10 protein-coding genes and 2 pseudogenes (1 of these 12 only partly in view) are annotated in these 11,516 nt (G+C 37.2%); 6 read left to right on the forward strand and 6 right to left on the reverse strand.

Annotation, left to right across the window (positions count from 1 at the left end; genetic code table 11):
* From merA to L654_RS0113850, 3 genes and pseudogenes are all read left to right on the forward strand, one after another.
* Positions 1-432, forward strand: a pseudogene (gene merA, locus L654_RS01000000126100) (mercury(II) reductase); it begins 1,195 nt to the left of the window's first position.
* A 580-nt stretch (positions 433-1,012) separates the two neighbouring features.
* Complete coding sequence (locus L654_RS01000000126110) at positions 1,013-1,462, forward strand: MerR family transcriptional regulator (protein WP_024591207.1); 450 nt, start codon at positions 1,013-1,015, stop codon at positions 1,460-1,462.
* Positions 1,463-1,638: 176 nt separating this feature from the next.
* Positions 1,639-2,214 carry a recombinase family protein gene (locus tag L654_RS0113850; protein ID WP_024591208.1) on the forward strand — a complete coding sequence of 192 codons (576 nt, stop codon included), beginning with the start codon at positions 1,639-1,641 and terminating at the stop codon, positions 2,212-2,214.
* On the opposite strand, the pseudogene L654_RS1000000128295 reads toward L654_RS0113850, so the two are convergent.
* The 3 genes and pseudogenes from L654_RS1000000128295 to L654_RS0113870 all read right to left on the reverse strand — a co-directional run bounded on the left by L654_RS1000000128295 (position 2,211) and on the right by L654_RS0113870 (position 5,540).
* Positions 2,211-4,155, reverse strand: a pseudogene (locus L654_RS1000000128295) (EAL domain-containing protein). The gene L654_RS0113850 and the pseudogene L654_RS1000000128295 overlap by 4 nt on opposite strands.
* A 531-nt stretch (positions 4,156-4,686) precedes the next feature.
* Positions 4,687-5,028 carry an OmpA family protein gene (locus L654_RS1000000126955; protein WP_158001145.1) on the reverse strand — a complete coding sequence of 114 codons (342 nt, stop codon included), beginning with the start codon at positions 5,026-5,028 and terminating at the stop codon, positions 4,687-4,689.
* A gap of 95 nt (positions 5,029-5,123) precedes the next feature.
* Positions 5,124-5,540 (reverse strand): protein-disulfide reductase DsbD domain-containing protein, encoded by a 417-nt coding sequence (locus L654_RS0113870; RefSeq protein WP_024591213.1) that lies wholly within the window; start codon positions 5,538-5,540, stop codon positions 5,124-5,126.
* Positions 5,541-5,980: 440 nt separating this feature from the next.
* Here L654_RS0113870 and L654_RS0113875 point away from each other — a divergent pair, with 440 nt between their 5' ends.
* Positions 5,981-6,991: a DNA replication terminus site-binding protein gene (locus L654_RS0113875; protein WP_024591214.1), complete on the forward strand. Its 1,011-nt coding sequence runs from the start codon at positions 5,981-5,983 to the stop codon at positions 6,989-6,991.
* A gap of 33 nt (positions 6,992-7,024) precedes the next feature.
* On the opposite strand, the gene L654_RS0113880 is transcribed toward L654_RS0113875, so the two are convergent.
* On the reverse strand, positions 7,025-7,657 hold the full coding sequence (locus L654_RS0113880) for a hypothetical protein (protein ID WP_024591215.1): 633 nt from the start codon (positions 7,655-7,657) through the stop codon (positions 7,025-7,027).
* 374 nt (positions 7,658-8,031) lie between these two features.
* Between L654_RS0113880 and L654_RS0113885 the strand changes: the two genes are divergently transcribed.
* Together L654_RS0113885 and L654_RS0113890 are read left to right on the forward strand one after the other, a co-directional pair.
* A complete protein-coding gene (locus L654_RS0113885; protein ID WP_024591216.1) occupies positions 8,032-8,415 on the forward strand; it encodes a hypothetical protein in 384 nt (127 codons plus the stop codon).
* Positions 8,408-9,073, forward strand: coding sequence for an EAL domain-containing protein (locus L654_RS0113890; protein ID WP_024591217.1), 666 nt, complete (start codon positions 8,408-8,410; stop codon positions 9,071-9,073). Before L654_RS0113885 ends, L654_RS0113890 begins: the two co-directional genes overlap by 8 nt.
* 122 nt (positions 9,074-9,195) lie before the next feature.
* Here the strand turns inward: L654_RS0113890 and L654_RS0113895 are convergent, their stop codons facing one another.
* A complete protein-coding gene (locus L654_RS0113895; RefSeq protein ID WP_024591218.1) occupies positions 9,196-10,158 on the reverse strand; it encodes a hypothetical protein in 963 nt (320 codons plus the stop codon).
* 91 nt (positions 10,159-10,249) lie between these two features.
* A partial coding sequence (locus tag L654_RS1000000127985; protein ID WP_029753618.1) for a hypothetical protein occupies positions 10,250-11,516 on the reverse strand: 1,267 nt, incomplete at its 5' end.

Below are 11,516 nucleotides of genomic sequence, written 5' to 3' on the forward strand. Positions count from 1 at the left end.
AGTCGGGCTGGTATTAATATGACAGGTGGTGACGCTAGGCTTGATTTATCAACCATGCCAGCGGTTATTTTTACAGATCCACAAGTAGCAACAGTGGGATTAACGGAAGAGGAAGCCATAACAGGGGGATTTGATGTTATTAGCCGTGTGTTAGATATGGAGAACGTACCGAGAGCATTAGCAAATTTTGAAACAGATGGGTTTATTAAACTTGTCGCTGACAAAGCAACAGGTAAAATTCTTGGCGCACAAATACTCGCTCATGAAGGTGGCGAATTAATACAAAGCGCTGTTCTCGCTATTCATAATAATATGACGGTAGATGACCTTGCAGGGCAATTATTCCCTTATTTAACGATGGTTGAGGGTTTAAAACTATGTGCGCAAACTTTTAGCAAAGATGTTAAAGATTTATCGTGCTGCGCGGGTTAAACCATTATTTTTTTAAACAACTAATAGGAGATATCCACGATGATTTGCTCAACCTGTGGCTGTTCGCTAATCAGATTAGGGATCAATATTTCGCAAGCACCAAAGATAGAGTACAAATCTGTTGAATATTTTTTTTGTTGTCAGGGGTGTTTAGCCATTTTTCAAAAAAAACCAGATAAATATCTGAGGGAAACATTGGATATAAAAGTTTGCCCTACGTGTTTGGCAGAAAAACCAGTGGCGCTAACCGTACCTTTTAAGTTTAACGACCATGAATTGCACTTTTGTCGCTGTCCTTATTGTTTAGATACATTCCAAAAAGATTCTCAGTATTATATCGACAGAATGTCAGGAAAAACAGACTTCGAAGGACTGTTTTTCAATGACGAAAATGCGTGTTGTCATTGATGAAATAACGTCACTATAATATGTCGAATACTCCTTTGTAATTTATTGTTTTTAGGTGGTAACTATTTGTTTTTTTAGTTACCACTTCTTTAAGGTCTAAAGGCTTATCAATAAGTTACATATTTATTGCTATAAAATTTAGTATCAATATTTTTTCAAATAAGGAACGATAATGAACAGCCAAAAAATTGAAAATATCCCTATTGAATATGCCTCTTTTCTAAATAAAATTCCCGACTTTAATGGCTTTATCCAAGCAGACGATGAATTATTGGACTTTCCATTGAGTATTTCTCAATTAGCGAAAGCCGCTCAAACCACCGTCCACACTGTCAGAAATTATGTGCTTGAAAACTTATTACATTGCAATGAGCAAACCAAATCAGGCTATGGTCGTTATGATTTATGTGCATTGAAACGTCTTAGGTTTATCAGAGCTTCAAGAGCAGCAGGTCTTCTTCTTGTTGATATTAAGCCATTATTAATGGCAATTAATGCTGACAAGCATAATATTCCAGACGAAACACTTAATTTACTTAATATTAAGATCCAACATAAGATAACTTATTTGGAGTTAGTTACTAAGCAAATTGAGGCGATTGAACAATTAAGTCAAGTTTAGGTATTTATAATCAGCTCGACAAGAGACTATGAATATAGATAGTTAAATAAGACATCAACATGTACTTTATCTCATAACATAGTAGATAGTTTGATATACCCTATATTAATCGTCTACTAAATCGTTTACATTACCTAAATAGACAACAATTCTACTTATCGATTTAATAGACGCTTATGAGAAAATTTGGATACGCACGAGTATCAACTAGCCAACAATCACTAAAACTCCAAAAACAAGCTCTAGAAGCTGAAGGTGCTAAACCATCAAGAATATTTTCTGATGTTGGTAGCAGATCTAATATGGATAGAGAGGGTTTGAATCTTTTACGAGTAAAGGTAGAAGAAGGTGATCTTGTTTTAGTTACTCGATTAGATCGCTTGGGTAGTGATACTGCCGATATGATTAAATTAATAAAAGAGTTTGATAAAGCTGGTATTGCCATTCGCTTTATTAAAGAAGGTTTAAGTACTGAAGGAACAATGGGGAAAATGGTTGTTACTATTCTAAGTGCTGTTGCTGATGCCGAACGTGAACGTATATTAGAACGCACAAATGAAGGTCGGATTGACGCTATGGCAAATGGTGTTGCTTTTGGTCGAAAACGTTCTGTTGATCGGGTTAAGTTACTTGAACTTCATAAAGGTAAAATGGGAGCCACTGATATAGCCAAGGAATTAGGAATAGGAAGATCTACAGTTTATAAAATTCTAAATGAAGATAAGCCTAAAAAAGTTAATGTTTCATCCTAATGCCGATTTCGAGGGGATGGGCACAAAACCCCTAATAATAGCGGTTTTGAATAGTAATAGCCCTGAAACAAATCACAACCACAGTCTATAAGGCACTGCTTTTGCTCACCAGTTTCAATGCCCTCTGCAAGTAACGTCAAGTTTAGATTTTTACCAATTGAAATAATGTTTTGCACCATTTTCAACGATTGAACATCATGCATAATATCGTCCACAAAGCTCTTATCAATTTTCAACTCGTCTATGGGTAATGTGCGAAGCAAATTTAAAGACGAATAACCCGTACCAAAATCATCAAGTGAAATACAAATGCCTTCATCACGAAGCTGGTTAAGTATCGGGAGCACTTTATTAATATCATCGATAAAAAGACTTTCAGTGATCTCAATAGTAATTCGCTTTGGGTCAATATTGTGGCGGTTAATGGACTGTTTAAGCATCGTAATAAAATCAATGTGGGAAAATTGTTGAGCCGAAATATTGATTGCTATTTGAAAGGTTAAATTTAAGCTTTTTTGCAATGCACTCATTTCTTTCAATAATATAATTACCAATTTTTGGCATTAGGCCACAATATTCAGCAATGGCGATAAATTTATCAGGGGGTACAAAGCCCAACTTTTTATCTTCCCACCTTACAAGTGCTTCAACGCCGTATAGGGTATTATTTGCATCCACTTGCGGTTGATAAACCATGTAAAAGCACTCAAGCTCAGCAGCTACACGTAAGCGCTCTTCTATTTCCAAACGATCCATATAAGTTTGGGCCATGCTGAAGGTGAATACATTAAACGTATTGCCTTCTTTTTTCGCATTATACATCGCGATATTGGCAGAACGTAAAAGCAGGGTTAATGTTTTACCATGTTCAGGTGCTTTCGCAATGCCTATGCTACAACCAAGGCGTAACTCACTTTCACCAATCTGAAAGGGTAACATCATTGCTTTAATGATAATTGATGCGTTGCGGCGAAGCTCGGTCGTATGTATGTCAGGTGTTAAAAGAATAAATTCATCACCCGCATAGCGAATAAGGAGTTCATCTTTTTTTTCAAATTTTTTAAGTCGTGCCGTTACCTCTTGCAGAATGCGATCGCCCGCCAAATGGCCATATCTGTCGTTGATTAATCTAAAGTGATCAACATTAATTAACATCATGGAAAATGTTTTCTTCGTGCATTTAAACCAGTCAGACAAGTGGTTGTTAAAGTAATGTCTGTTAGGCAATGACGTCAGTTCATCATGGTGAGCTTGGTGGAGTAAATCATGATCTCTTTGTCGCTGCTTAGCGGCCAGTAAGCGAATTATATATAGTGCAGCTAAATTAATGGCGATTAACAGAGAAAACTGAATTAAAAAAGGCGAAATTAAGAGGGTTAAAATGTCACTTTTCAATATTATAGACTTGATCCATAAACCATAGGTATCAAGTCGTGCGATGACAACTTGAGCCCGTTCGTTGTAAAAAAGATACGGCTTGAATGTATCTTTTGTGTAGGGGTATTGCCTAGCAATCACATCAACTAATGGAATGGGTTTACCCATTCGCTCAGAGAAGATAAAAGGTTTATTTGTGTACGCACTGGAATAATCAAGGTGAGTCGAAATAAATTGGCGATACCCATCATCACGCAACATTGTGAGCGTATTATAGGCGGCATAATGCTGATGATTGTTAAACAAGCGCGCGCCATCTATTTTTAGTCCAATAACAATCAACGCAATAGGCTCACCGGCGTCAGTGCGTAATGTTTTACGTAACGGTATAAGAAGTTGTCCGTCTATTCGATATGTTCGCCCAAGTACCACACGGTCACTATTTAAAGCGTTAATAAATCCATCGCGTGTTTCATCATAGTCTAATAAATTAAAGAGAGGGTCTAGCTTAATGCGCGGTCTCACTAATTTAGGTTGACCATTTAGATTTGAAATGCCAAGCATCGCTATATCTAGGTTTGACTCTATAAGGTGATCGAACTCTTCTGTAACCCTGTCGCTATCAATGAGCTCTTGGCCATCAACAATAGACTGTTCAAGAAACGATAAAACTAATTCTTGGGTGCTAAGTAATGAGTCAACGCTGCTGGCAAAACGATTAACCGTCGAAATTTGGCGTTCTTCATGAATTTTTTTTCATTATCCCACTGACACCAAATAGCAGCGGAAAAAATAATAGATGTTACCCCTGCTATAAATAAAAACCCTAGAGGTAAGCGTTTGATTATTGCCATCACGGTTCCTTAAGAACACTTATACACATTGGAAATACTGACTTAAAACAGGTGCTAACCAATAAGAAAATAGTAGTGATTTAAATTCGTGCGGAATATAACACAACGCTCAGAATAACCCTCTATAAGTAGTGTGTTAGAAAATATAATTAATGATTAAGCATGAATAAATAATACCTTAAATGTTTCACTAACCAGACAAATGAAGCCCCACAGAGTGGGGTTCGCAGGCACAGTGCAATTAATAGCTTAAATGAACTGTACGCGCGTATGGCTTTAAGTGACTATTTGCTTTTGAAACAGAGCTTACTTTTATTTGCGATTGTAAAACCCCGCGCTCGAGTAAATAGTTTTCTATAAAAGTAGCGCGTGACATTCCAAGCTTGAAATTGTAATTAAAGGACCCCGAATCATCACCGGCGCCTTGCAATAAAACAAAATGACTAGGATTAGCGGTTAAGTGGGCAATGTGTGGCGCGAGTTGTTTAGCCATAGTCTTAACATTGATTGGTTCCGCTGCATCAAATTCGAATTCGACAAAATGAAAGGTGGGTTTATAAGGTTTGGTTGCTACTTTAACCACACTTTTTTGTTCTTCTACGACAATCGTGTTTGAACAGGCTGAGGCTAATATAGCCAAAGATATAATAGAGAGACTTTTAAACATGTTCAGTTGTCCTATAAGTTAATTTCAACAGTAACGGGTGGGTAACACAGGCCTGCTTCAGCACAACCGCGATAAGAAACACTAAACGTAGTCTGTTTAAGGGCTGATTTAGCGAAGTGTGCTGCAGCATGCGTTTTAATAATCATAGTGGTACCGAAATATTCATCATGGGTTGAAACGGGCGTACTGGTAAATTGAAGTGCGTCTTCAGAGATTTCATTTACTTTAATGGTGTCTTGATAAAGATAATAACCAGGAGCAACATCCCACGTTAGTTTAACGTCAGTATCTGTTAAGTCATATGAGAGTATGAACGCCTGTTCGTGGTGTAAAAAGGTTGGTTTTTCAGTTGGTAAAGCCGTATCTATATTTAGGCTGGCGCTGGTGGCCAACATAATAAGCGATGCGGAGAGAATAGAGGTAAGCATGTAAACTCCAATAAGCATTTAATTAGTGTATAGGTGAATAGTAAAGGGATTAACACAGAAGCTAAAAAAATAGAGATACCAAAAAGGGGGGCTGTAAAATTTAAAGTCGTTGAGTAGGAAGAGTAAACTAGTGTTACAAATTAAGGGAATGAAATTGAATGGTTCTATATATATGACTACAACATACATGTTATTGACAGACAAGGTGAAACAGCTTTACCCTTCGGGTAGCTGTTTATTTCATATATCTTTCCCTTTCCTGATACGCCACTAATGCCACGCTCCAAAGAAAAAAAAAGAAAATAATAATAAATAAAAAGAAAATAAACACGCTATCAGGGTAAGCCAAGCTAAATATTATACAAAAATGTGTCAGAGCGCGTATTAGGTGGTATATAATATGTGCATGTTGTAGTCATTATTGGACAGTAAGAGGCACTATGGAACAACTAATCAAAACAACGCGGGGCGATTTTAAGTTTCAATACAATGAAGTGCTTAATGCTGTAGATGCTCTAACCTGCGCACTTAAAGAAAATACTGACTCTATTGGTGCAGATATATTCGTCCTACCTACCATCACTGAAGACATAGCCAAAACTCGAAGCTTGGTACAGTCTCGCATTCGTTTGAAATTCAATGATGAACATCAACAAGCTCTTTTAGATGCACCGTTTGATGTTATTCACCAAACCGGCATTGAGGCTATCCGTAAGACGATTACGCATATCGGTAAGTTTCGCGCACAACACAATGAATCAACTCGCTATTCAATCAAATTACCGGGCCTGATCAATATCCAATGCGACTTTGCGTATATGCAAAGGTTGGCCACTTTATTTGATAGCCTCAATGCAGAGAAGGTGAAACTCAAAGGTGTTATTCACCGCTTGGCTAAATCAGTTGATCAACGATTTGAAATTGTTCACGACGCAGAACCTGGGCTCATATTTCCAATGGCAACACGAACACACCCTGTCTTTATTCAAAAGGATATTTTGAGTGCGCGTTTTTCATGGGAACATAAGTCACAAATTAAAACGCTAACTAAGCAGCAGGTGATTGAGAAAATAGACCGCTCTTTGGCGTATGCACCTAACCATGGCAATAGTACAGATTCGCGAGCAGGCTTTGAGCTTCACATTCAAGAAGAGCGTAAGCTTATCAGTCATTTCACAAGTAACACGCTATTTAACATAACTAGGAAAGCACCTGCAACGCCGATTTTGAAATTGCGCTTCAACGAGCCTAAAAACCCGAATAATAGCGGTACGGAAATGACCCTCAGAAAAGATTTACACGCGCATTCGCCTGTTTTCTTAATTAACTGTGTTGATACGTTTAAATTTAAACCGTTGGGAGATTATGCTGGTAGAAAAGAGGTGGTTAGCAAAGTAGAGCCATTAATACCGCGTCTACACATTTACTTGAAAGAAAAAAATCAGCAGTAAAGCAATTGTGCTTTACTGCTATTACAAATATGTTTACTCCAGTCCATAAAAATCTTTCCATGTTGTGAACTGAGTATAATAATAATCAGGCGCACTCGGTAACTCTGCTGGTCTATGGCCTTGCCTTGAAAGCCAACGCCAATCATAAGCGTTTTTTAAACCATGCTCTACACGGACGCTTTTTGCCAAGGCTTTTGCTTCATCCCATTCTAAAAAACGGGACGCTTTAGGCGCAAGAAACAGATCCCAGCCTTCAAAATCCTTGTAGTAAGCCTGTGGAGAGCTAGGGAAAGAACCCGGTAACTTATCTTCCTTCACAACCTTTTTCCACTGACGTATCGAGGTTACGTTGTATTTTCGCACCAATTGCTTTAGATCTTCATAAGACATTACATCGCGTTCATCTGTGTTTATTTTTTTTGGCTGTTCTTCAGCCTGTATTTCTTCACTTAGTCTTTGCCCGAGTTTAAGAAGCTCTTTAAAGTTGCTGATCTCTTTAAAATACATCATTGGATTAGAGGGAATATCTGCTGGACGACCTTGCAATCCATTAAACTGGCCGTTACACAACTTTTGAAAATCTGTTGCAGAACGAATACCCATCTGAAAAAGCTTTACTGCAGCTTCCTCTAACCCTAGTTTAGATATTGAGTTTGTCGATGGCATTATTTATATACCTTAAATTATATTAACTTACGTCTAGTCATGCATTTTCGCAATTTTTAATGCACTCAAACTTAATAATAAGCGATTTAACGAATAAAATCTAACAAGCACTGTAATGTTTTTTCATGTAATCAAATTAACTCACTGAAATATAATAATAGTTCTCATTACATCAAACCTTAAATCTTTTGAATCCAAAAATTAAAGATTAAATGAAGAATTTGACTTCGATAAACTTCTCTCTTAGATCAACCATAGCTATCTTAAAGCAAAAATTGTTTTTAGCCGAAACTTACAGAGCCTATTTTACCCATGTGTAAAATTTCATGACTCAAATACCCTGTTTTATAATATTGAAAATTTAAGGAGTAATTATGAACAGAACTTATTATTTATTTTCGATATCACCACCTGTGCGAGCTATACTTATCATTTTAATGAGTATAGGCGTATTGTGGCCATTAATGATGCTCCACTACTTCTCAGGCTATCAAGATACGCCACCTAATGACCTTGCTATACCAACTTTTCTTTCATTGATTGTGCTATTAGTGCGAATGAAGGTATCAAATACGTCACTATCACTGACTATTTTCGGTTTAACGTTCCATCATATTGACGCGTTTATTGTGACAACCAGGCAAGAGGGTAAGCTGCATCGTATCTTTATAAAGGACAAAAAGAATGAAACACTAAAATCTACATTCTTTTTACTTAATCATATTCCTGTGGAGCTGGTGGAATACATTAATGAATAATGTCAGCTACTACTCTCAGTCAATCGTGGGCTTACAATCAGGTAAAGTGCTTGCATGTGAATTATTAATACGTCGTCAGTTGACTGTCGTTCAGAATAGCAAGCCATTTTCATCGAATTTTTTTATTGATAACTTGGTCGAATTAACAAATCTGAAAATAACTGCCGTAAAAAAAATAGCTGAACAGCGTAATGTATGGGTTTTCATGAATTTTTCCCGTTGTGAGATTGCTAACATTTCTTTTAATCTTTGCAGTAACCAGCTATCAAAGTTATTAGCTCACACACAAATAGTAATAGAAGTGACTGAGTGTGAAGCCAAACACAATGAAGTTATATTTGAGAAGAATTTAGCTAATTTGAAAAAGCATGGATTTCAAATTGCTATCGATGATTACGGGGTAGGGTTATCTAATATTGAATCGTTAAATTCTATAAACCCAGATTTTGTAAAATTGGATATATCGTTAATACAAAAAGCGACAACATCAAAAGCTAACGCTATTAAATTCTATCGCTTAGTCGATTTAATTAGAAACAGAGGGCATAAAGTAGTTATTGAAGGGATTGAAACAAAGGAGCAGTTATTGATTGCAAAGAAAACTAGAGCTGAACTTGCCCAAGGTTACTTGTATCATCATCCCGAAATAATAGTGTAGATCAGTATTTTACTAACAAGTTATTTGAATTGAAATTCATACCGATTTAGCCTGTTAAACGTACATTAAACAGGCTAAACATCTTCGCCTAGGCATTTTTATAAGCAAACCAGATCATAAATTTACCAACGAACCTTGTTATCTTCCTTGTAACTAATCACAACTATTTTTCTTAGCTCGTTAACAGGATCATTCATTATTCTCGTTAATTCTTCAGCACCATAGTATTTTTTTGGATATATAATTACAATTTCACCATCCTTATAGTCCGAAGCATATGCATACCATTTTTTCTTATATGAAAGATCTAATTGATTAAATATCGGCTCGTCTATGCAGGTATTGCTAGATATTTTGTTAGTTGAACTTGTATTTTGAAAGAAAAATGCATTTACAAGCGCCATACAGCTCTTTGAGAGCTTTTTATAAAACTTACTCCCGTACTTAATAACCAACCCTTTATCGTCTACATCAATAGCTATGGGCTCCAATGAATTGAAATAAGGGGTGATGTACTTATTTAAAACATAACTTTCATAATCAATCTGTAATAATGATTTCACCCGCATTGAATCTTCATAACTATTACGCATATACAAAACGTTATAAACCGTGTCCAACATCCCCATTTCACTACTTGCAGCGGTAAAATCGTATTCTGAGTTAACCTTTAAAACTTTATCCAAGTTTTCATATGCTTTTCGTAACTGTTTTTTTAAAGCGTCATTCTTCAGAAGGCTACCGAATACATGCTCACTTATATCCGTATTTTGAGTGACTTCTAGCTTACTGGTTAAAGTCTCAGCCTCGTTATCCCAATATTCGTTCAACACTGTAATATTTAAAGCGGCTGCTGATAAAGCGGTAACTTCTCTGCTGTATTCACCGATCGAGTTTATTTTTTCACTGCCGGAAACTAATACTGGTACATTTTTGGCCGAATACCAGCGAGCTTCCAACTTTACCTTTTCTCTAACCTGATGCTCAGTAAGGCCGATAGTTGAAACACTCACTTCAATTTGCTTTGCTGTTGCGTTGAAATGAATTAAACCAAGTAGAGCGACTGCAAACGTATATTTATTCATAACCAAAGCCTATCTTTAAAATTTTTAACATAATAGCAATTTTGACAATTCGCGCGACCGTTTAGAAAAAAGCCCTTTCGGGCTTTTTTTGTTATTTCTGTTTCACATAGTCAATACCGGATATATCACCATAGTCCTGTAATTTAGAACTAAATCCATCATTGAAAAATGCATTACCATCGGAATTAACGTATACATTACCAATTGGATCATCGGCAGAACCAAACGAACCGACGCGAGTATATTTTTCACCTGAGTCTGTTTCAAACTCTTTAGGGCCAACTTCATTATCAGTTAAAAACTGCATAGCATCTATTGGTAGTTCCTCTACATCTGACTCACTAGTTATTGGTGTTTTAGATGAGATTTGTGCATCAACACCGTCAGTTGTTGTTTCTATTTTTTCGCTAATAGGTACATTGTTTTTACTTCCAGCTTCTATATGAGCACCAGTGTCTACGTCTCCTGTATTTTCACTCATCATTGAATGTGGTGCAGGATGCGCATCTAAACTAGTTTCTTTTGGTGTATCTGTACCGCTAACAGCGTCACTTTCATCTAACATTTCAGATTGTTGATCTGCATTGCCGGTAACATCATTGCTTGTCGCTGGTGGCTCTTCGTTTACATCGCTAGGCATAGACTGTGTACCTGGGTCTAAGTTAGCGTTATTAGCAATGTCAGCTTGTGGCTTACTTTCATTACCACTTTGCACATCTTCATTTCTTTCACCTTTAGTTTCTAATTCCTTTTTTTGTACATCATTAACTTGTTGGGTCGCATTACTCTGAGCTAATGAAGGATCATCACCCGTATTCAGCGGTGCATTGCTTGTAGTAGCATCATCAGCTTTCACGTTTTGCCCATTATCAGCTGGTCCACCATTTAATGTGTTCTCACTGTCAACCTGAGCATTGTCAGCTTTTGGTTGAGTAGCATCATTCACTTGCTGTGTCGCGTTAGCTTGAGTAGTTGAAGCCGTAGCACCCGTATTCAGCGGTGCAGTGCTTGCAGTAGCAGCATCAGCTTTCACGTTTTTCCCATTATCAGCTGGTTCACCATTTAATGTGTTCTCACTGCCTGCCTGGGCATTGTCAGCTTTTGGTTGAGTAGCATCATTCACTTGCTGTGTCGCGTTAGCTTGAGTAGTTGAAGCCGTAGCACCCGTATTCAGCGGTGCAGTGCTTGCAGTAGCAGCATCAGCTTTCACGTTTTGGCCATTATCAGCTTGATCACCATTTAATGTGTTCTCACTGTCTGCCTGAGCATTGTCAGCTTTTGGTTGAGTAGCGTCATTCACTTGCTGTGTCGCGTTAGCTTGAGTAGTTGAAGCCGTAGCACCCGTATTCAGCGGTGCA

The organism is Pseudoalteromonas sp. TAB23, from assembly GCF_000498075.1.
GTDB classification, from domain to species: domain Bacteria; phylum Pseudomonadota; class Gammaproteobacteria; order Enterobacterales; family Alteromonadaceae; genus Pseudoalteromonas; species Pseudoalteromonas arctica.

What these genes read in the sequence shown, in the direction of transcription:
- L654_RS01000000126110 (WP_024591207.1), top strand. Translation starts at nt 1,013, where the DNA reads ATGAACAGCCAAAAAATTGAAAATATCCCTATTGAATATGCCTCTTTT.
- L654_RS0113850 (WP_024591208.1), top strand. Translation starts at nt 1,639, where the DNA reads ATGAGAAAATTTGGATACGCACGAGTATCAACTAGCCAACAATCACTA.
- L654_RS0113870 (WP_024591213.1), bottom strand. Translation starts at nt 5,540, where the DNA reads ATGCTTACCTCTATTCTCTCCGCATCGCTTATTATGTTGGCCACCAGC.
- L654_RS0113875 (WP_024591214.1), top strand. Translation starts at nt 5,981, where the DNA reads ATGGAACAACTAATCAAAACAACGCGGGGCGATTTTAAGTTTCAATAC.
- L654_RS0113880 (WP_024591215.1), bottom strand. Translation starts at nt 7,657, where the DNA reads ATGCCATCGACAAACTCAATATCTAAACTAGGGTTAGAGGAAGCTGCA.
- L654_RS0113885 (WP_024591216.1), top strand. Translation starts at nt 8,032, where the DNA reads ATGAACAGAACTTATTATTTATTTTCGATATCACCACCTGTGCGAGCT.
- L654_RS0113890 (WP_024591217.1), top strand. Translation starts at nt 8,408, where the DNA reads ATGAATAATGTCAGCTACTACTCTCAGTCAATCGTGGGCTTACAATCA.
- L654_RS0113895 (WP_024591218.1), bottom strand. Translation starts at nt 10,158, where the DNA reads ATGAATAAATATACGTTTGCAGTCGCTCTACTTGGTTTAATTCATTTC.